The following is a 22,652-nucleotide window of genomic DNA, read 5'->3' on the forward strand; positions in this document are numbered from 1 at the left end:
ATCATATTTATTAGGAGAGATTACTATGACAACTAGTAAAAAAGTTGTGTTATTTCAAGGGGATTCCATTACGGACGGGAACCGAGGGAGGACAACCGATCCTAATCATATTCTGGGACATGGCTATGCTTTTATTATCGGATCCAAGTTGGGCTTCGATATTGCAGAACAACCTATTGAGTTCGTCAACCGTGGAGTCAGTGGCAATCGGGTCTCTGATTTGTATGCCCGCTGGAACGAAGATTGCATCAGCATTAAGCCCACCCTGCTCAGCCTCCTAATCGGAGTAAACGACGTTTGGAGCTCTATAAACGGAGAACCCATTGGTACCACCGCCTGTTTCGAGCGGACGTACCATATACTTATGAAAGAGACCCGGGAATTTCTTCCGGATACCAAGCTTGTCTTGTGCGAACCGTTCATCCTGAGAACCGGAGCAACTTCAGAAAGATGGGACATCTGGAAGAAGACGATGCAGGGATACCAACAAACCGTACGTGACCTGGCCGAAGAATTCGAAGCTGTATTCGTTCCACTCCAGAAGGCTTTCGAAGAAGCCTGTTCCAGAGCTGACGCTTCATACTGGATTTGGGACGGCGTACATCCGACTTCCGCTGGACACCAGCTTTTGGCCAATCAATGGTTATCTGTGGTTCAACAAAAGGGTTTAATTTAATGGATGTTCATATCCGAATCTCAGGAGGATCTTTACATGAATTACAAGAATCTGCGCGAGAGGTTTGCTTCACCCGATCCGGACTTCGGTCCAGTGCCTTTTTGGTGGTGGAGTGCGGAGGAAGTAACAGCGGAACGCATTCGATGGCAATTACAGAAATTCCGCAGTGGAGGCTTGCGCAATATTGGCATCATTAATATTGCGCCGACGGGTCCACAATACGGAAGCGTTGCCGACGATCCGCCATACTTTAGCGAGCGCTGGTGGTCTATGTTCGAAGTGGCTGTGCGGGAAGCGCAGAGGCTGGGTATGCGTATTTTCTTCTACGACCAAATCGGCTTCTCAGGATCGAACTTCCCAGCCCACCTTGTCGCGGAGCAGCCGGAATTAGCCGGTTACCAGCTTCGCAGACTTGCACTTGGCGAGGAGCTTTCTGAGGGCGTAGAGCTGCTAACTGAGAGCGGCGGCTATCGTTACATAACTGTTCGGCAAGGATTTAACTGGCTCGACAAGAGCGCGACAGAGCAGTTGTATGATCGGATTTACGGCGAGTTCGAGCGGCGTTTTCCGAGTGAGCTAGGCCGGACGATTGGCGGCAGCTTTCAGGATGAGCTTCCATCGATGCCGTTATGGACGGATAGCCTTCCCAATCTGTATGCCGAACGGTATGGAGAGGACTTGATTGCAGCATTACCGGCCCTGTTCGAGGATGTGGAGGGAGCTTCGTTCATCCGCAGGCGCGTCTACGAGCTGGCGACAGAGCTGGCGGAGGAAGCTGTGTTCAAGCTGCAACATGAGTGGCACAATCGCCATAATATGCTGCAGTGCTGCGATCAGGCTGGACCTGCGCGTCGCGCCGATCTGCATGGTGCGCAACGGCTGTATCTGGATTACATGCGCACCCATCGCTGGTACAATGCAGCTGGCAGCGATATGGATGGCGAGATCAAGCCACATGCTTCGATGGTTCATTTGCACGGGGGCAAACGGGTGTTTCTGGAGTCTTTCCATACGAGCGGCTGGGGCGGAACGATGGAGGAGACGTTGCACTGGCTGGTGCCTTGGCTGCAGTCTGGCGTGACGCTTTACAGTCCTCACTCTGTCTATTACAGTACGCGTGGCGGATGGTGGGAGTGGGCGCCGCCCGACACGGGATGGCGTCAGCCGTATTATGAGCATTACGGCGTGTTGGCCGATACGGTCAGCCGCGCATGCTGGCTGTTAACGCAAGGAACGCATGTCGCCGATGTCGCGGTACATTATCCTTCGCACGCAGCATGCGGTTGGATGTCGCTTTCAGACGGAGGGCCGCTCCAGCATCCGATGGTTGTCGCCAACTTGATGCCGAATAAGCGACTCGAGCATGTTCAAGCGGTTTACCAATCTCTGACGGGCCGTTGGAATCGCAAGGAGCGTAATGAACCAGGTGCGCTTCGCTCCGCATGCATGGATTTTGATGTGACGGACGATTCTGCTTTGGAGATTGCGAAGATGTCAGACGGCAAGCTTCGAATTGGCGACGAATCATTCTCTGCGCTAATACTGTGCGGCACCACAATTATGGATGATGCTGCCTTAGCGAACGTGAAAGCATGGATTGAAACCGGTGGACTGGTAATTGCTGTACAGTGCGGAGAGGATGATCCGGTGCTGGAGGGTGCTATCTATGTCAGCTCCGCCCAAGACGCGTTAGAAATACTTGAATCGAAGTCACTGGGTCGCACCAATGGGCCGAATATGCCGTTGATGCGCAGGACAGAAGACGCTGATATATTCCTATTGCTGCCGGAAGCGGGGGAGCTGCTGCCGATGCACGAACCGTCGGGTGAATGGGCGCGGCCTCCGCGGAGCGCACGCTATCGTCTACGCACTGTAGGCTATCCGCAGCTGTGGGATCCGGTGAGTGGGCAGGTGTCCCCGCTTTCATATAACAGGGACGGTGAATGGGTTGAACTGGAAGTGGTATTCGACAGCTGGCCAGCGGCATTCGTCGTATGCCCATGGGATCAAACGGAGGCTGAAGTGTTCGGCCATTCCACTCGCCCATCGGACAGCCAGGTGCTACCAGCGGAAGTACCCGCGCTTCCTGCAGAACAGGACCCGGTAACAGAGCTGCACGACTGGCAGGTATTGGCAGTGCCCACGCTTGATAATCGCTATGGGGATTTCGATTTACATGGCGGTCAAACGGCTTTTGCACCGATCGAGCGCCGCGAGCTGCTTGTCGCACGTGAGGAGAGCGAATCGGACGGCATGGCAGCTAACTGGCTTGTGAGCATCCTTGACGATTCGGTCTGGATGAAACGGCTGTGGAGCGAGGCGGCTTACTGGGAAGCATCTCGGGAACAGAGCTTTGATGCAGGCAGCATTTGGCCGGTCGTCTACAGTAATACGCTGGGGGATCTGTCATTCCGGACATGGGCGGGCCGTATGGGCCGGGTTCCCCGTAAATTCTTGAATTTGGGAATGGCGGATTTAGGCGATAAGGTATGGGCGAGGACGCATGTAGTAGCGCCGAAGGCCGGGACATACTGGCTGCGCACGGAGAGCAATGCGGCAATCATGCTATGGGTGAATGGAGAAAGGATCGCATGCAGCGGAGGTCCTGAGGAGCAGCGATCTGCCGTGTACCTGAAGTACGGAGCCAATTCGTTGCTGTTATGTGCGGAGGCGCTAGCCAATGGGCTGATCCGCACAGGGGTTACCTTGTGTGCGGAAGAGCAGGAGCCGCTGCCGAAGTGGATTTATTCTCCTAACCCTAATCCGAAAACTCGGTTGTCGTACACGATTTTCGAGCAGGACAACAGTGGTGTCAGTCGCGTACGCGTCATCTTCTGTGCGAAGGAGCGCGTTGTGCTCTATGTGAACGGCAAGCTTATGACCGAGCATGGCGATTTCAATCCGTATATCCGGCAAGGTCAAGAAGAAATTGATCTGACGCAGTATTGGCGCGGCGGCGATAATACCATAGAGCTTGTCATGCCAGAGGGTGAAGGTGTGGCAATGGTCGACGGCGTGATCGAGCGGGTAGATGGAAGCAATCAATTGTTCTGCACCGGCACATCGTGGTTGAATGAACAGGGACTGCACTCAGAGGTACTGCATGAAGCAGTGCTTCAGTTTGCAGAAACGGAGACAATGTGGCTTCCCGGCCGCACACATCCGCTGCCGAATATCGGCTGGCTGATGCCGGATGCCAAGCCGACGTCTCAGCCACTGCCATTCGTGCGAGAACCAGCTCAGACGGGAAAACCAATTTGGCTGCGCTTCCCACTCCCGGCTGGTGCCACAGCGCTTCAGGTCATCTGCGCTGGTGAGTGTGAATGTTGGATAGACGGAGAGCGGAAGGTAATGCGTGATGGCCAAGCTCGGTTCGAAACGCAGTCGGCAGGAACAATGGCTGCGCTTCGCATCGTGCCGAGTGATTTGAGTACTGAGACGGATGTGTTACTCGCGCCGATTCGGTTCGAGGTCGCGCCGGTCGAAGGAAAACTCGGCGATTGGAGATCCGTGCTGTGCCTGCCGCATCATAGCGGCGTAGTTGAGTATGAATCGATGGTCGAATGGAAAGAAGACAATGGCGCGGTACTTGAGCTGGGTCATGTTCGCGGTACGGCTGAGGTATGGCTGAATGGCAGCCCGCTTGGCGTACGCGCATGGAGTCCATATCGATTCAAGCTTGATGTCGGTCCGGGAACGCATCATCTGCGTATTCGGGTGACGAACACGTTGGGAACCCATTATGAAATCGGCCGCCCGTCAAGCAATGTCGGTGGATCCACGAATCCGAAGGTGTCTTACTGGCAGATGGATACAATGCCTGAGCATTGGGAAACGGCTTTTGCAGCCGGCGGCCTGTATGGTCCCGTTAGCCTGTATGCCATTAAATAACAATATGCACATCTTTAGGTGACTAAGTCCCGCAAGGTGGATTGCTCTTACCCTAAAGGCCGTCGGCGCGAATTTAGACGCTTAAATGATATTGATTACATATAAAATAAGATGCTAGCACATGAAATCGATTGAATAAAATTCCATTATTGGATATCGCGGTTATATAATAAATGTATTAGCGAAGCACAATATTCACACTAAAGCTCAAGTACAAGGAGGGATAACATGCTTAACTTGATGATCGTAGATGACGAACCCTTTATGTTAAAGGGGCTGATTAATATCATTGAGAAAGGGCAGACACCATGCTCGCAGATCGTCAGTGCGTATGATGGATTTGATGCACTTGAAAAGCTGAAGAACTTCCGTCCCGATTTGCTTATTACGGATATTCAGATGCCGGAGATGAATGGACTAGAACTGATACGAAAAGTGCGTGAGCGAGGCCTATGCGATCACTTCATAATTTTGACCGGATACGATGATCCTACCTATCTGCACCAAGCCATACGCTGTAAAGTGATTGATTATCTCTTAAAGCCGATTAATAAGGCAGAGCTTTACGACGTAATGACGAATCTGTCGCTTGAGTTGCTGGAAAGTGAGGATGAGGTTTCATCTCAAGCCTCATTAAATTGGGATGAAACCGTCCCAGGGATCGACTACGATCAAATGTCCAAAAATGTCAAAAAAATTATCCGGCATATCGAGACGCATTATAGGGAAAATATTTCACTCGATCAAATTGCCGAGCATGTATACTTACACCCCAATTATATTAGCTCGCTCTTTCGTAAAGAGACTGGGCTGACGTTGATTAATTATTTGCATCTTTACCGCATTAAGAAGGCGAAGTTACTGATGCTTGGCGATTCGATGGATTCCTTACACCGTATATCCGAGCAAGTTGGTTATGAGAGCGTCCGACACTTCTTCAGCGTTTTCAAAAAATATTGCGGTCTCACACCGAGCGAATATCGGCAGCACTATAAAATGCATTAGTCATTCAAAATGTTCGCCCATTGCATTTTGAAGTAGAAATAGGAGGTAATTAAATGAATAATCATAGACCTTGGGATAACGGGAGACTCATTGTTTCGGAAAACGGACGGTATTTGCAACATGCTGACGGAACTCCGTTTTTTTGGTTGGGAGATACGGCATGGCTAATCTTAAAACGGACGACGAGGGAGCAGGCGCTGACTTATCTGCGTGACCGGAAAAACAAGGGCTACAACGTCATTCAGATCATGCTTGTGCATGATTTAAATTCCGAGAACGCTTACGGGAGAGTGCCGTTCCGAGATCTCGATTTGGACCAGCCCGATGCGGAACGATCAGCAGAGTTTACAAGTTATTGGTCATATGCTGATGAGGTGATCGGAATGGCAGAGCGTGAAGGGCTGTATGTCGCTCTTGTCCCCGTATGGGGCAGCGTTGTAGAACATTATTCAATCAATGCCGGGACTGCGGAGCGTTACGGCGAATGGGTCGGCAATCGCTACAAGGATCGTTCTAACGTGATCTGGCTAAATGGAGGCGACATCCGTGGTAGCGATCATATGGATGCATGGCTCAATATGGGCCGTGCGATACGGAAGGCTGCCCCAAATCACCTGATGACGTTTCATCCGTATGGACGGACACAGTCCTCGACGTGGTTCCATAACGAGGATTGGCTCGACTTCAATATGTTTCAGTCGGGGCATCGTAGCTATGACCAGATGGAGGAGGACAAACCCGACACGTTAGTGGGCGAAGACAACTGGCGATTTGTGCAAATGGATTGGGCAAAAGTTCCAGCGAAGCCGACGATAGATGCCGAGCCGTCTTACGAGGATATTCCACATGGCTTGCATTTCTTGGAAGCTCCAAGATGGACTGCGGACGATGTGAGGCGTTATGCCTATTGGGCAGTGTTCGCAGGCGCATTCGGGCATACCTACGGACACAATGCGGTCATGCAGTTTCATACAGAGGAGCGGGGCGTCGGAGCATACGGCTGCACGCGGAGCTGGATCGACGCGTTGGATGATGACGGCGCAAAGCAGATGGTCCATTTGAAGCATCTGATCCTATCAAGGCCTTATCATGAGCGGACGCCTGACGAGACGACGATTTGCGGCGATCCGGGTTACCGATACGATCGTTTATTCGTGAACTTGGGCAAAAGCTATTTGCTGGCGTACACCTATACGGGCCGCACGATCACCCTGCGGCTTGGTCAATTCTCTGGCAAGCGGGCCGCGGTTTGGTGGTTCAATCCGCGAACAGGTGAAAGTGAATCCGCTGGACTGGTGGACAACGAGGGAATGCAAGCGTTCGTTCCTCCTTCGATAAGCGCACCAGGCAACGACTGGGTGCTGGTGCTTGACGATGTCGATCAAGTATTTGCGGCACCAGGTCTCCCATTTTTACGCTAAATTTATGACAGTCCCCCTCCGTAGGAGCCAATGTGTCACATTCGCTGAGGGGGCAGTACTTAATCTAAAGCAATTTCATTAAAAATGAACGCTGTATTGGTGCCATCGTGCGATTACAATGAATAGAAAAGACAGCGCTTACGTCTGTGCATTAACTCAAGGGGGACGAATTGCTGATGATTACAGAGAACTTACCGAAAATCATGTACGGAGGAGACTATAACCCGGAACAATGGCCATCCGAAATTTGGGATGAGGACATGCGGCTGTTCCAGATCGCCGGCGTTGATATTGTCACGCTTAACGTTTTCTCGTGGGCGCTTAATCAGCCGGATGAGAAAACGTATCGCTTTGACTGGCTGGACGAGATGATGGATAAGCTTCATGCACAGGGGATCAAGGTTTGCCTTGGCACATCGACTGCGGCACACCCAGCATGGATGGCGAAGCGGTATCCCGATGTCACGTTAGTCGAGTATGACGGCCGCAAGCGCAAGTTCGGCCGCCGGCATAATTCTTGCCCGAACAGCCCGACTTTCAGACTATATTCGGAACGGATGGCACGTAAGCTTGCTGAGCGCTATAAGGATCATCCTGCCTTGCTGCTGTGGCATGTAAATAATGAATACGGTTTGAGATGTTATTGCGACAACTGCGAGAAGGCGTTTCGCGTATGGCTGCGCGACCGGTACGGCACGCTCGAAGAGCTGAATCGCGCTTGGTATACACGTTTCTGGGGCCATACGTTTTATGATTGGAACGAAATCGTGCTGCCGAGTGCACTCAGTGAGCACCTAAGCTCGAGCAATCCGGATGATACCGCCTTCCAAGGCATTTCGCTAGACTATGATCGCTTCAATTCGGATGCCATTCTGGACTGCTACAAGCTTGAACGGGACGCCATCAAGGAAGTAAATCCGGATGCGGCTGTGACTACGAACTTTCAAAGTAACGGCACCTATAAGCCGCTAAATTATTTCAAGTGGGCGAAGGAACTGGATGTTATTGCGCTCGATATGTATCCAGGAGACGACATGACTCCAAGCCAGATGGCGATGCGCTACGATTTAATGCGAGGATTGAAAGGCGGAGATCCGTTCTTGCTGATGGAATCGTGTCCGACTCAGCTTAACTGGCGCCCCCGCAATGCAGTGAAGCGTCCTGGCGTAAACCGTCTTTGGAGTCATCATGCCATCGCTCGTGGTGCGGATGCGGTGATGTACTTCCAACTGCGCCGCTCGCTCGGCGCATTCGAGAAGTTCCATGGAGCTATGATCGATCATGCCGGCCATGAGAACACCCGGGTATTCCGGGAATGCGCCCAGATTGGCAGCGAGCTTCAGCAGCTTGGTGATACGTTGATTGGCGCGCGCTCTGATGCGCGGGCGGCGATCGTGTTCGACTGGGATAACTGGTGGGCAATCGAGCATTCCAGCGGACTTACCGTGGATCTACGCTATGTCCATGAAGTAGAGAAGTATTATGACGCCTTCTACAGTCGGAATCTACAGGTTGATTTCATTAGCGTGGAAAGGGATCTGGCTAATTATGAGATCGTGGTTGCTCCGGTGATGTATTTGCTCCATCCGGGCTATGCCGCACGTTTGGAGCATTTCGTGGAGCAGGGCGGTACGCTCGTTACCACAACATTTAGCGGCATCGTGAACGAAAGCGATCTGGTTACGCCTGGCGGCTACCCTGGGGAGCTTCGCGAGCTGCTCGGGATATGGGTGGAGGAGATCGACGCACCGATGGAACATCAGCGAAATCGCGTCGTCATGACATCGCAACTTGGCGAGTTGGAAGGCTCGTACGATTGCGGCGTGCTGTGCGATGTCGTTCATGCGGAAGGAGCTGAGTCGTTTGCCGTATTCGAGCGCGACTTCTACCAAGGATTCCCTGCTCTTACTCGCAATCGACGCGGATCAGGCGAAGCATGGTACGTAGCGACCTCGCCGGAGTCATCTATGCTGAGCGGACTGATTGGGCATTTGTGTGAAACGCGTGGCATTCAGCCAGTGCTGGCTACGCCTTTCGGTGTGGAGGCGTCCGTCCGTGTCAAAGACGGAAAAGAATTCCTGTTCTTGCTTAATCATAACGAGGATGCGGCCGAGGTTCAGCTAGGTGCAGGCACCTATGTTGATTTGTTAAGCGGCACTTCTCATGAAGGTAGGCTGCAGCTTGCCGCACTAGATGTCCAGATATTGGAAGCCGCTAATGCGTAAGGGATGAAGTGCTATATCATACACAATGACAGGGGAGTTTAACCCATGAGAGACAATACAGGCGGCAATCGCATGAAATTGTGGTACCGTCAGCCGGCTGATGATTGGGTCGAGGCGCTGCCGGTTGGCAACGGCCGCTTAGGCGGCATGGTCTATGGCGGTATCAAGCGAGAGCAGATTGCGCTCAACGAGGATACTCTGTGGTCAGGCACGAAGCGAGACGGAGAGCGTGAGGAGCCGTTGCGTTATTTGGAGGAGAGCCGTAGGCTCATTTTCGCAGGCCGCTACAGTGATGCCCAAGCGATTATTGAAGAGCATATGCTGGGGCCGGCGGGCAATGCGTTCCAGGCCATGGGCGATCTGGAGATCGTTATGAGCCATCCTTCCTCAGTAGAAGATTATCGGCGGGAGCTTGATCTGCGTACCGGGCTGTTCCGGACCGAATATGTGTCAGGTGGCGTGAGCATACAAAGAGAGGTGTTTGCGTCAGCCGTTGATCAGGTGATGGCGGTGCGGTTCGAAGCCGACCGTCCGGGAGCAATCGGATTGGAGGCGGCGCTTACCAGCCGGCTTAATTACAGCGTTGGGAAATTTGGAATCGATCGCATCATCCTGACTGGTGCAGCGCCAAGCCTGCTGGACCACGAGAAAGAACAGTCGGAAGATACGGTCGTCTACGAGGAAAATAAAGGCATCCAGTTCCAGGTTCATCTTCAGGCAATCCTTGAGGGTGGAAATGTCGAGACGCATGGCGGAAGGTTAGTCGTAAAGGGAGCAGATGCAGTAACGCTGTTGCTTACCGCTGCGACCAGCTTTAACGGCTTCGACCACGATCCCGCTCTCGAAGGGGTGGATCCACGGCCACGTTGCGACGCATGGCTGAACGAAGCGGCGAAGTTGAGGTACGCCGAGCTGCGGGAACGCCATATTGCGGACATCTCTACCTACTTCGATCGCGTGACATTTGAGCTTGAAGCGCCAAGCCGCGATGACATCCCAACTGACGAACGGATTGCGGCGGTACTGGCTGGTCAAGCGGACGAGCGGCTTACTGAACTGTTCTTCCAGTTCGGCCGCTACCTGATGATAAGCGCTTCGCGTCCCGGAACGCAGGCGACAACGCTGCAGGGCATTTGGAATAACATGACGAAGCCGCCATGGTCTTGCAACTATACGACGAATATTAATACCCAGATGAACTATTGGCTGGCTGAAGTCTGCAATCTCGCGGAGTTTCATGAACCGCTATTCGATTTGCTGGAAGATCTGCGAATCGCCGGATCGCGTATGGCAAAGGCTTATTATAACTGTCGGGGATGGGCTGCGCACCACAACATTGATCTGTGGCGTAATACGAGTCCTTCTCAAGGTTCGGCAAGCTGGGCTTTCTGGCCGCTTGGCGGCGTATGGCTGTGCCAACATTTGTGGGAGCATTATGCTTACGGCGGAGATAAGAACTTCCTAAAGGGCAAGGCTTATCCGATTATGAAGGAAGCAGCGTTGTTCTGCCTCGACTACTTGGTGGAAGATGGTGAAGGTAATCTCGTCTCGGTGCCGTCTACGTCACCAGAGAATACCTTCATTGCACCCGATGGACAAAAGGCTGCGGTAAGTATGAGCTCGACGATGGATATAGCACTTATGCGCGAGCTGTTCACGAACTGTATGGAGGCTGCACATGTATTGGAAACAGATGCTGCGTTCAGACAATCGCTGCAGGATGCGCTGAAACGGCTGCTGCCACTTCGTATCGGTCAGCATGGTCAATTGCAGGAATGGTATCGCGATTTCGATGAAGCGGAACCGGGACATCGCCATACCGCCCATTTGTACCCATTGCATCCGGGAAATCAGATTACGGTTCGCGGTACGCCAGAACTGGCTAAAGCTGCCCGTGTCAGCCTAGATCGCCGCCGTGTGTATGAAGGCGAGGATACAATCGGCTGGTGCTATTCCTGGAATATTAGTATGTACGCGCGTCTGGAGGATGCGGAGATGGCACATTCGTATTTGACGAAGCTGTTGGGCAATCCATTCCCGAACCTATTCAATGCGCACCGTCATCCGAAAATTACCTTCTATCCGCTCACAATTGAAGCCAACTTCGCTGCTTCGGCAGGCATCGCCGAACTGCTCATGCAGAGCCATGCCGGCGAACTGCATTTGCTGCCTGCACTCCCGAAGGCATGGCCTTCCGGCCGGATAAGAGGCATTCGCGCTCGCGGCGGTTACGAGATTGATCTGGACTGGGCGGACGGAAAGCTGCAAAGGGCAGTTATCCAAGCTTCACAGTCTGGACGCTGCCAAGTGCGTACAGCAGTGCCGATTACGATTGAAGTCGCAGATTGGGAACAGGTAGAAGATGGCGTGTTCGCGTTCACGGCTGAAGCTGGCCGAAACTACACGATCACTGCTAACGTTTCACACACTAGTTCCAATAGTTCGTAGACCTAATGAACTATTCATGATATTCTTTTGTGGGTATTTTTGGGAACCATTCAGCTTTTGTCATTTTCCACCTATAGATATGTCATGAATACCACATAATCTGACAACAAAAATGATGTAAAGTGAGAATAACAAATCTTTTTTGGGGATGTGTTTCTCAATGACTGAGCATGGACAGAAAAGTGAAATCAGAGAACATCACAAGAAAGCAATTAACTATCTAGTGAATCGGATTGGGCAGGATTCCGAGTACTTGGCTGTGATTATTGCTGGCTCTGTCGCTAAAGGAAACGCACGCGAGGATTCAGATATTGATTGTTATTTGGTTGTAAAGGATGAGACTTTCCAGGAACGAAAACAGCGTGATCATTTGTTTTATTATGCAGAAGAGGGTTGTGACTACAAGGGTGGTTATTATGACGGGAAAATAATCAATTATGATTTCTTGAAAGCGGCGGCAGAAAAGGGGAGTGAGCCGACTCGTGCCTCATTTGAAGGAGCCTTTGTMGCMTTTTCTCGAATACCCAACTTGGATGAGCTTGTTAGTCGTATTCCCGTATATCCTGAAGATAGTCGGGAGAGAAACTTCAAGGACTTTTTTGCTCAAGTGGAGTTGTATGGGGGATATTTTGCCAATCGAGCGTTAGCATTGAACAACACATATTTATTATCGCATGCTGTTAGTCAAGTTGCGTTATTTGCAGGACGATTAATTCTTACTTATAACCGAATACTCTTCCCATGCCATAAATCAATGATGAATACATTGGAAAGGGTACATGACAAACCAGTATCTTACATGGAACTGCAAGATGCGATGCTGTCTATGCCGAACAAGGGAACGATAAGCGCATTCATCGGGTGCATTCGTTCCTTCCATGATTGGGGAATAACACCGCATGAATCTGTCAGCCGCTTTATCGTAAACAACGAATGGAATTGGTTGGATGGTGAGCCTCCCATCAGTGATCGTTAATACATATTAGGATACCTGTTAGCGATGTTATTAATTTAGTTGTTGAATTGCAATTCATTAGGCCTGAACTTCGTCTCGGTTGCCAGACAATCACATTAGAGAGGAGAATTTTTCATGAATGACGAAGTGCTGCGGGAGGTGGAACGAATTTATGGATAAAATTTGGTTTCAGCAGCCGGCTTCCGAGTGGAACGAAGCACTGCCGATTGGGAACGGCAGACTCGGAGGTATGGTTTTTGGCAAGGTTGCCAAGGAAAAGATTCAATTGAACGAGGATTCGGTCTGGTATGGAGGACCGAAGGAACGCAACAATCCGGATGCTCTTGCGCATCTTCCGCAAATTCGCCAATGGATTACGGAAGGGCGAATTCGCGATGCCGAGCAGCTTGCGGTGATGGCACTTTCCGGCGTCCCAGAGGGGCAGCGTCATTATATGCCGCTTGCTGATTTGACGTTGGCCTTCGAAGGGCACTCCGGAGTGATTGAAGAGTACCACCGTGAACTTGACTTAAGTACGGGGATTGCGTCCGTAGCCTACCAGACGGGCGGTATTCGTTATCAACGCGAGATGCTGTCCAGCCACGTCGATCAGGTATTGACGATTCGGCTGGAAGCAGATACGCCCGGCGCATTATCCTTGACCGCACGTCTTATGCGGGGCGAGAAAAACAAGTATGCGGAACAAATTGGCAAGCTGTCCGATCACGCAATTGCCATTCGCGGCAATTGCGGCGGCGGCGGCTCCGAATTTTGTTCAGTGCTGCACGCGGAAGCTCATGGAGGTGTCGTCCGTGTGATCGGCGAGCATTTGATTATTGATCAAGCTGACAGTGTGACACTTTACCTGGCGGCAGCGACCTCATTTCGTTATGAGGATCCGAAGGCGCAATGCGTAAGACAAGTGGAGGAAGCATCAGGGAAAACGTACGCACAGTTAAAAGTTGAGCATCTAGAAGACTTCGGACGTCTCTATGACCGAGTTTCATTCAAGCTGCACGCCGGAGTGGGAGAGGCTGTAGATTTGCCAACGGACAAGAGGTTGGAGCGAATTCGGGAAGGCAGTGAAGATTCCGGGATCATTCCGCTCTATTTTCAATATGGCCGGTATTTGCTCATGTCCAGCAGCCGCCCCGGCTCCTTGCCCGCCAATTTACAGGGGATATGGAATGATAAAATAGAGCCGCCATGGGACAGTAAATATACGATAAATATCAATGCACAGATGAACTATTGGCCTGCAGAAACGTGTAATTTGTCGGAGTGCCACGAGCCGCTGTTCGATCTTATTGAACGAATGCGGGAGCGCGGAAGGAAAACTGCGCAAACCATGTATGGCTGTAGAGGGTTCGTCGCACATCACAATACGGATATTTGGGGAGATACCGCTCCGCAGGACATCTATATCCCAGCAACGTACTGGCCAATGGGAGCCGCATGGCTGTGTTTGCACCTGTGGGAGCATTTCGAATTTAGCGGCGACCTTGAATTCTTGCAGCGCGCTTATGAAACGATGAAAGAATCGGCGTTATTCTTCCTCGACTACTTAATGGAAACACCGGACGGCAAGCTGGTGACCTGTCCATCTGCTTCCCCGGAAAATACCTATGTGATGCCGAGCGGGGAAAGAGGCTGTCTCACGATGGGACCGTCAATGGATAATCAAGTTCTGCATGCTTTATTCTCAGCTTGTATTCGAGCAAGCGAATTGTTGGAAACAGAAGATTCCGTGCGGGAAGAATGGATACATGTCCGCAGCCGGCTTCCAGAACCGAAAATCGGCCGTTACGGTCAACTTCAAGAATGGCTGGAGGACTACGAAGAGAAGAAGGCTGGGCATCGGCATATCTCTCATTTATTCGCCCTTCATCCTGGCAATCAAGTGACGGTCAGAGGGACACCTGATCTGGCTGAGGCTGCGCGCAAAACACTGGAGCGCCGACTTGCGAACGGAGGCGGGCATACCGGTTGGAGTCGAGCGTGGATCATTAATTTCTGGGCTCGTTTGGAAGACGGTGAAGCAGCCTGCGAGAACATCATGGCCCTGTTAAGCAAATCGACGCTGCCGAACCTGCTGGATAACCACCCGCCGTTTCAAATTGACGGCAACTTCGGGGGAACTGCCGGGATCGTGGAAATGCTGCTGCAAAGTCATACGGGTGAGCTTCACTTGCTGCCGGCATTGCCGGTGGCATGGTCTGACGGAGAAGTGAAGGGACTGAGGGCACGAGGCGGCTTTGAGGTAGATATCAAGTGGAGGAGCGGCAAACTCGAAAGTGCAGTGGTACGATCGCTGCTTGGAGGTATTTGCCGTCTTAGGACAAGTAGCGAAGTTCGTATAGTTGGGATTGAACCCTTGAAAGATGTATCGATAGATGATCAAGTGGTCGTGTTTAACACAACTTCGGGTATAGCCTATGAGATCGAGTTGATCCATCCTTAAATACCTATAGAAAAAGAGCTGCTCACCATGTAGTCCATACATGCGACGACAGCTCTTTTTTTGTTGGATTAATTTCTCTCAAAGGGTAAGTCTGCGACTTCGCTTACAAATTGATAATGTCCTGAAGTAGCGCGAAGTGCGGCATATCCAGCTTCATAACCGATGATTTCGATGCCTGAGGCTGCTTCAATCCTTGAACCGTTTTCTGTCATCCTATCTATGGATAATGCAGGGATGTAGACATCTGCCGTGCAGTTTGCAGGAATACTTACGTTTAACGTCAACTGAGTTTGATTATAGCGTTTCCATTCAACACCTATAGATCCGACAGGCAACTGGTGCTCAACCTTGACTTCTTCCAAGCCACCAGGTATCGACGGTTTAATCGTTAACTTAAAGCTTTGGAAATCGGGGTCATATCGATAATCGATTCCGGCTAAGCCGGCGTAAAACCATTCTTCCACATGACCGAGCATAAAATGGTTTTGTGATTTGCCGACCGTTGGACCGTCCCAGGCTTCCGTTAATGTCGTTGCGCCATGTGCGATTTGATAGCCGTAGCTTGGATGATCAGTTTGTCGGGTCATTTCGTAAATGATGTCCGAACGGCCATTCAGTGCGAGTGCAAGCAGCACATAACGATGCCCCACATCGCCAGCAGTCGTATGATAACCATGCAGTCGTATGTCTTCGATTAGATGAGAGAGTACGGTTTCCTTATATTGGTCATCGACAAGTCCCAGTGAAAGCGGCATGGCGTTGGAGGTTTGACTGCCAGTGGCATATCGGGAAGTTTCCTGGTTAAAAAATGCGTTATTAAACGCCGATTTGATCTTATCCCGTAAGTTCATGTAATTGATGGCATCCTGCTTGTTGTTTAACACGTTTGCGATTTGCCCAAAAACATCAACGAGATGGTAATACATCGCTGTTTCCGTGTGGGGGACAGGTGTGTTTTGGGCGAACCCAGGTCCATTTTCCCCAACATCATACCAATCTCCTAGACCTTGATGGACGATGAATTGATCGGAGCTCTCCGTCACATAATCGATGTACGCTTTCATACCGTCGTAATGCTCGGTTAAGATCCGAGTATTGCCGTACAGCCGAAACAGGTTCCAGCCTGTCAGCACGTACGCACTGCCCCAAGAAACAGAATCACGGAAGCAGCGCCATTTATCGGAAAATACAACATATTCAGGTGCCGTCGTCGGCACCATTCCGTTCGGCAATTGGGCATCTCGGATATCTTCCATGACTTTCGTTAACAAGTCTTCTACCTGATAATTGAACGCCACAGAGGGACCCATTAAATGAATTTGTTCCAGCCATCCGAGTTTTTCTCGATGCGGACAATCCGTAAAGAGACTTTTCATATTGCTGAGAATCGCTTGATTAATCATTTCGTGTGTCCGGTTCAACATAACATCTGAGCATTCAAAATGACCTGATAATCCCGTATCTGGATAGATCATTTGTCCCTCCAAGCGGAGCAGTAAAGGAGTCTCTGCAAGGGAAGCGGACGAATCGACAGGAATAGCGCCCTCGATTTGTACATAACGAAAACCGTAATAGCTGAAACGCGGCGACCAGGTTTCCTCTCCGTCTCCATTCAGAATATAGGAAAACTTGTAAGGGGATCCTGTCCACTTTTGATTGGCTGTACCGTCTTCCTTCAACAGTTCTGCAGGGGATAAAGTAATCTTTGAATCTTTCTGACCTCTAATAGATATGTCAACCCATCCAGAAAAATTTTGCCCGAAATCGGCGACGTATACGCCTGGACTAGGTTGTGTTATGTTCAATGGTTTAAAGGTGTGCATCACTTTCATTGAAGAAAGTGCTTCCGATTTAAGCTTACCAAGAGGTGGATCGACTTCTGCTGCGTATCTCCAATCATCGCTTTCCGTGTAACCCGGCAGATCCCAACCCGATGGATTACGACGAGCATCATAATCCTCCCCCCCATAGATGCAGGAAAAGGTGATAGGTCCTTCTGCGATCCGCCAGTCCTGATTAGTGGCAATTGTGACCGTCGTACCGTCGGTATAGGTGATTTCAAGCTGTACCAAACATGTGGGGGTACCGAAAGAACGTTTGAATTTCGTGTAACGGCCACCCGTGACGTTGAAAAATCCATTCCCGAGCATCACACCGACCACATTGGCGCCTGTATTCATTTCATCCGTCACATCATAGACGTTGTATAGGCAGGTCTTGTCAAAGTTTGTCCACCCCGGCGTTAGCACATGATCGCTGACTTTGTTTCCGTTTAAGTGAAGCTCGTATTGTCCCAAGCCGCAGATGTAAGCTCTTGCTCTTTTCACACTTTTCACAAGTTTGAAATCATATCGGAACAGCGGAAGCGCCGTACGTTCGAACGACTCTCCATCCCATTCTCCAATCCAACGAGCTGCCCAATCAGACTCATGAAGAAGTCCCATTTCCCAATACGAAGCCGGGCTTTCTACCATCTGATCGTCTTGATTCCAAAATTGAAGCTTCCAATAATAGCGAATGCGAGATTGTAGCGGAGGACCTTCATATAAAATATGCACGCTTTTCCTGCTTGCAATTTTACCACTGTCCCATACGATGAGCTGTACATTTTCTTCAGTGGTTGACACTGTGATTCGGTAGGCAGTTTGCATTTGCGAGCGAGTAAGACTGGATTTGTAGCTCCAGCTGAAAGCAGGGCGTGTCACATCGATCCCGATCGGACATCTTTTGCCTTCTACAAACATTTCATCCAGTTGCATGGGCAGGGTCTCCTTTGAAAACATCATGCGAGGCAGCCACACTGATCGTACGGAACTCTTTTCCCCAGTTTTTTGTCGCATCGCCTTCCTTAGAAGGTCGGCAGGAGCAATAGAAGTGATATAGCACGCCATGATGCATAATGACAGACGGCTTATGCGCAAAAGTAGAGTCAATCGTTCCCTCTTCGCCTACGCGAATGATCGGCTCCGGATATTTATCCCAATGTAAAAGGTCTTTCGATAAGGCAATTCCTTCTTGTGCTTGCTTGTAATTATAGCCGAAAAAATACATGATCCATTGATCTTTATCCAGTAAGACACAAGGGTCGCTGACAAAGCCGGAGTCCCATCTTTCCGGAGAGACACGTAGAATCGGGTTATGCTCGTATCGCTGCCACGAGGTGAGGTCAGTTGAGAAAGCAACGCCAGTTTGTTCGAGCCATTTTCCCTTATTTGCGTTTTTGGCATTATAAAACAGGTAGAACGTGCCTTCATGTTCAACAAGACATTCCTTGTATAAACCTCCTTTTTCCCAGTCTGCGCCTTCTTCCGGGGTTAGAATTGGATCAATGTATCTGTGCCACTCCAGTAGTTGTTCATCTTCCGACCATGCGATTCCGATTTTGGCCGAACCTTCTTCGTACCCAAAATCAGGGTAGGCATGATAGAGCAGCCAATATTTGTTGTTCCATTTCTTAAGCACCGGAGGAGCATCGATCTTATTTTCCTTCAAAATCCATGTACCTGCTATATTTTTTGAGTCCCAGACTGAACCTTCATTTCGCCGTAAAATGACACTAAGGTGCTCCCACTCTAACAAGTCTTTGCTGGTGGCCAAGGCTGTTTGATAACCCGTACCGTCAAATCCTACGTACATCATGTAAAACTTTTCATTATGTTGAAAGACGAAGGGGCAATCAACGGCTCGTTCATCAAAGTGACCGGGGATTCCGGATCCGATAAGCACCGGTTTACCCAATTTATAAGGCGTTACATAGGGCTCAATATTCATGGTATTCAATCTCCTCATCGGTTTGTAGAACTTACGACAATGCCACATATTGTAAGATTACTATCACACCTATTCCTACTCAGGGGGGGATTGAATCCGATATATAGGTCGATTGCATCTTCAAACTACAGCTGCATTGACATCGATTGTAAGCGGGCGTAGGATGAGGGGAAATTGTGGGGATTTTGTTCAAAAGGGGGACTCTTATGAAAGAAGGTTATGCATCCAATCCGTTCATGTTCCAGACGTCCGGCAGCATTGTCGCCGGTCGTAATGTCATTGACCAAATGATTCCTCGAATCAAGCTGCTCGGCGAATTTCGGCACGCCGTGATCGTTACACAACCTTCAATCGTAGCGCTCGGGGTAATTGAACAAGTTGCACGTGAGCTAAAACAAGCCGGTATATCCAGTCGTTATATAACAGAAGTGAAACCGGAACCGACGGTTGACAATATTCGCTCCGTATTCAGCAGCATTTCTGCTGAACCTGTAGATTTGCTGATTGGTATAGGAGGGGGAAGTGTTCTCGACGCTGCCAAAATATTTTCCGTTTTACTGACGAATCCAGTTGACGTGAAGAATCTGATTGGGACCGATCTTGTTTCGCAATCTGGCATCCCGACAGTACTTGTACCAACGACTTCTGGGACAGGTTCGGAAGTAACGCCGAATGCCATTGTAAGTGTTCCGGAAGAAGAGTTAAAGGTTGGTATTATCAGCAGGCACTTGCTGCCCAAGCTGGTCATCATTGACCCTGTTTTGACGATAGGCTTGCCGAAATCGATCACGGCTGCAACGGGAATGGATGCGTTCACGCATGCCTTGGAATCATATATATCCAACAAGGCTAATCCGATAAGCGATATGTTTGCGTTGGAATCCATCCGTTTGATTGCAGAAAGTCTGGTTCCTGCATATCATAACGGTTCGGATCTTGAAGCGAGGGGGAAAATGCTGCTCGGGTCCATGTACGGCGGTATGGCGTTGAGCGCGGCTGGCACAGCGGCCGTTCATGCGCTTGCATATCCACTCGGAGGCAAGTTCAATATTTCGCACGGAGTTGCCAATTCGATGCTGCTGCCCCATGTTATGGCTTTTAATCAGGATGCCATAGCAGATCGGCTTAGAAAGGTAGCTGGGGCCATGGGGCTGCATGTTGGGGAGATGGGAGGGAAAGAGTCCTCCGATAGGGTGATCAAGCAGATTTTCGAATGGACTTCAGAGATGCGTATCCCGCAAAACTTGCGCGAGTTTGGCATTTCGGAAGGAGATGTGGATGATCTGGCGATCGCTGCATCCAAGGTTACTAGGCTTTTAACAAATAATCCGAAACCGATGGACTTGGCGTCAATTAAAACCGTGTATCGGAAGCTGTTCCCTTAATAGAGGGAGAGTCTGCCTGGATTAGACGTGTTCGAAGCACATGTTGCTGATCAAATCGCTGGGAGGTTACCGCAATTGAAAATTGCCGTTATTGCCGATGATCTTACGGGAGCGGGGGATACAGGCGTACAGTTTGCCAAGAAAGGGCTGCATGTAACTGTGCTTTTACAGTTCAAGGCGGGAATGGAGGCGGTATCAGAGCAGGATGTACTCGTATTTGACACCGACAGCCGATCCCTGAATGCCGAAGCCGCCTACCAGAGAGCTGTTGAGGCATCGAGGTGCGCTCAGTTTTTCGGAGCGGATGTTGTTTTCAAAAAAATTGATTCCACCCTGCGCGGAAATCTGGGTTCGGAAATTGATGCCGTGTACGACACCTATCGTCCCGATTTCGTAGTCATCGCTGCTGCTTATCCCGAAGCCGGACGTCTGGTTCGCGAGGGCAAATTGTATGTTCATGGAACGCCGCTGCATGAAACTGAATTCGCAAGCGATCCGAAAACACCGGTAACCGAATCCTATATCCCAGAATTATTGCGTCATCAGACGAAGCAGCCTGTCGAGGTCATCCCTCGCAAGATACTAGCGGAGGGAAGAGATGCGTTGGAGCTCGTGTTGCAAAATTGTCTCTCCAAAGGTTTTCGGTATTTGCTTGTAGATTCTGACAATGATGATGATTTGAAGCGTATTGTTTCCCTGGTCGGGGAGACATCGCATTCGGTTGTTTGGGTGGGTTCAGCTGGTTTGGCACAACAATTATCAGTTCAATTTGAATCTTTAACGCAGCCATCGCCAAAAAAACTAGTGCAACCAAACGGTCCGATACTTACTGTGATCGGCAGTGTCAGTTCTCGGTCACGCAGTCAATTGGACGTCCTTCTCAGCCAACCGAATGTGCGGGGCATCCGCATGGAGGCTTATCGCCTCGTATCTTGTAAAGCCGAAAGAGAGCACGAATTGGTGAATGCAGTGGAAGAAGCAGAAAAGGCCATACATGCAAACTATCATACGGTGTTATATTCGTCAGGTGACCTGGAAGCTATACGACTCGCACAGAATACCGGCGCACTAAATGGCATGACTGCGCAAGAAGTTAGTGATGCGATATCACGTGCTTTAGGCGAATCCGTGTCCCGTTTGATGACTCGTAGCAGAATTGGAGGCATCATATTGACCGGTGGCGATACAGCAAGGCAAGTATGTTCCTTTCTACAAGTAAACGAATTTCGGGTGCTTGACGAGGTGGAAAGCGGGGTCCCGATTGGATGCCTTGTTTCAGATGAACATCTTCTGGCGGTAACCAAAGCAGGGGGATTCGGATCTGACCAAGTACTGCTGCGAGCGTTGGAATTATTGAATGGAGGATTGAGTACAAGATGAAACCAATAATAGGAATCACGATGGGCGATGCATCAGGCATCGGGCCTGAAATCATCGTGAAAGCTCTCCACCATCCTCAAGTATACGAAAGCTGCCGTCCGCTAGTGATTGGAGACCCGGTCATGTTGGAACGTGCACTTCACATTGTGAAAGGTACAGCTTCCATTCATAGCATTTCGAGTCCTCATGACGGGCGTTATGAATACGGCAGCATAGATTGTTTGGATTTGCGCATGCTCGGTCCTGACCTCTCATTCGGTAAAGTATCCGCCGAAGCGGGACATGCTGCTTACGTATTTGTTGAGAAAGCAGTGGAATTGGCTTTGGCTCGGCAAATTGACGCCATCTGCACAGCCCCTTTAAATAAAGAGGCTCTGCATAAGGGTGGCCACCTTTATCCGGGTCATACTGAAATATTAGCCGGGCTCACACATACTGAAGATTACAGCATGATGCTCACAGCTCCAAAGCTGAAGGTTATCCATTTAACCACACATGTCGGACTGATTCAAGCCATTGAGTTGATCAATCCGGAGCGGACGTACAAGGTAATCAAGCTGGCACATGAAACGTTACAGAGGGCCGGAAACGACAAACCTCGTATTGCGGTTTGCGGGATTAATCCGCATGCTGGAGAGAATGGTCTGTTCGGCAACGGAGAGGAAGAACAAAAACTGATTCCAGGTATCAGATCAGCAGCTGAAGAGGGTATCAACGTTACCGGGCCTTATCCAGCTGATACGCTATTTTATCGAGCTGTAAAGGGGGACTTTGACATTGTGGTCGCTTGTTATCATGACCAAGGACATATACCGATCAAAGTACTTGGTATTGAAGCCGGCGTGAATATCACAATCGGTTTGAGGGGAGGAATCATTCGCACCTCTGTCGATCATGGGACGGCCTTTGACATTGCAGGTAGGGGAATAGCGGATGAAAGAAGTATGTTGGCCGCGATCCGCGCCGCGGTTGAGCTTGCGCCAAAACCGATAGATAACCTTTCCTAAGGCATGTAATGTGGTCATTTAAAATCC

At 50.1% G+C, this 22,652-nt stretch carries 13 protein-coding genes; 11 read left to right on the forward strand and 2 right to left on the reverse strand.

From position 1 onward, the window contains the following. The first annotated feature begins 25 nt into the window (after positions 1-25). The 8 genes from AC1DLM_RS11250 to AC1DLM_RS11285 all read left to right on the forward strand — a co-directional run bounded on the left by AC1DLM_RS11250 (position 26) and on the right by AC1DLM_RS11285 (position 15,082). Positions 26-676, forward strand: a complete 651-nt coding sequence (locus AC1DLM_RS11250) for an SGNH/GDSL hydrolase family protein (RefSeq protein WP_441989183.1) — start codon at positions 26-28, stop codon at positions 674-676. Between the two features lie 36 nt (positions 677-712). Further along, positions 713-4,567 carry a hypothetical protein gene (locus AC1DLM_RS11255; protein WP_477569942.1) on the forward strand — a complete coding sequence of 1,285 codons (3,855 nt, stop codon included), beginning with the start codon at positions 713-715 and terminating at the stop codon, positions 4,565-4,567. A 228-nt stretch (positions 4,568-4,795) separates the two neighbouring features. Beyond that, positions 4,796-5,572 carry a response regulator transcription factor gene (locus tag AC1DLM_RS11260; protein WP_441989185.1) on the forward strand — a complete coding sequence of 259 codons (777 nt, stop codon included), beginning with the start codon at positions 4,796-4,798 and terminating at the stop codon, positions 5,570-5,572. 53 nt (positions 5,573-5,625) lie between these two features. Beyond that, complete coding sequence (locus AC1DLM_RS11265) at positions 5,626-6,993, forward strand: glycoside hydrolase family 140 protein (protein WP_441989186.1); 1,368 nt, start codon at positions 5,626-5,628, stop codon at positions 6,991-6,993. A gap of 176 nt (positions 6,994-7,169) precedes the next feature. After that, the gene (locus AC1DLM_RS11270) at positions 7,170-9,218 is read left to right on the forward strand and encodes a beta-galactosidase (RefSeq protein WP_477569943.1); all 2,049 of its coding nucleotides are present in this window, start codon (positions 7,170-7,172) and stop codon (positions 9,216-9,218) included. Between the two features lie 45 nt (positions 9,219-9,263). Continuing rightward, positions 9,264-11,666, forward strand: coding sequence for a glycoside hydrolase family 95 protein (locus AC1DLM_RS11275; protein ID WP_477569944.1), 2,403 nt, complete (start codon positions 9,264-9,266; stop codon positions 11,664-11,666). Between the two features lie 160 nt (positions 11,667-11,826). Next, the gene (locus tag AC1DLM_RS11280) at positions 11,827-12,642 is read left to right on the forward strand and encodes a nucleotidyltransferase domain-containing protein (RefSeq protein ID WP_477569945.1); all 816 of its coding nucleotides are present in this window, start codon (positions 11,827-11,829) and stop codon (positions 12,640-12,642) included. A gap of 151 nt (positions 12,643-12,793) precedes the next feature. Further along, the gene (locus AC1DLM_RS11285) at positions 12,794-15,082 is read left to right on the forward strand and encodes a glycoside hydrolase family 95 protein (RefSeq protein WP_477569946.1); all 2,289 of its coding nucleotides are present in this window, start codon (positions 12,794-12,796) and stop codon (positions 15,080-15,082) included. A gap of 68 nt (positions 15,083-15,150) precedes the next feature. Here AC1DLM_RS11285 and AC1DLM_RS11290 read toward each other — a convergent pair whose 3' ends face one another. Together AC1DLM_RS11290 and AC1DLM_RS11295 are read right to left on the reverse strand one after the other, a co-directional pair. Continuing rightward, positions 15,151-17,841 (reverse strand): family 78 glycoside hydrolase catalytic domain, encoded by a 2,691-nt coding sequence (locus AC1DLM_RS11290; protein ID WP_477569947.1) that lies wholly within the window; start codon positions 17,839-17,841, stop codon positions 15,151-15,153. After that, positions 17,828-18,853: a family 43 glycosylhydrolase gene (locus AC1DLM_RS11295; RefSeq protein ID WP_477569948.1), complete on the reverse strand. Its 1,026-nt coding sequence runs from the start codon at positions 18,851-18,853 to the stop codon at positions 17,828-17,830. Before AC1DLM_RS11295 ends, AC1DLM_RS11290 begins: the two co-directional genes overlap by 14 nt. A gap of 206 nt (positions 18,854-19,059) precedes the next feature. On the opposite strand from AC1DLM_RS11295, the gene AC1DLM_RS11300 reads away from it, so the two are divergent. The 3 genes from AC1DLM_RS11300 to pdxA all read left to right on the forward strand — a co-directional run bounded on the left by AC1DLM_RS11300 (position 19,060) and on the right by pdxA (position 22,625). Further along, on the forward strand, positions 19,060-20,238 hold the full coding sequence (locus AC1DLM_RS11300; protein ID WP_477569949.1) for an iron-containing alcohol dehydrogenase: 1,179 nt from the start codon (positions 19,060-19,062) through the stop codon (positions 20,236-20,238). 75 nt (positions 20,239-20,313) lie between these two features. Then, the gene (locus AC1DLM_RS11305) at positions 20,314-21,618 is read left to right on the forward strand and encodes a four-carbon acid sugar kinase family protein (RefSeq protein WP_477569950.1); all 1,305 of its coding nucleotides are present in this window, start codon (positions 20,314-20,316) and stop codon (positions 21,616-21,618) included. Then, positions 21,615-22,625, forward strand: coding sequence for a 4-hydroxythreonine-4-phosphate dehydrogenase PdxA (pdxA, locus tag AC1DLM_RS11310; RefSeq protein WP_477569951.1), 1,011 nt, complete (start codon positions 21,615-21,617; stop codon positions 22,623-22,625). The genes AC1DLM_RS11305 and pdxA overlap by 4 nt, the downstream gene beginning before the upstream one ends. Positions 22,626-22,652 lie beyond the last annotated feature (27 nt).

The sequence above is a fragment of the Paenibacillus sp. 01T442 genome (assembly GCF_056398345.1).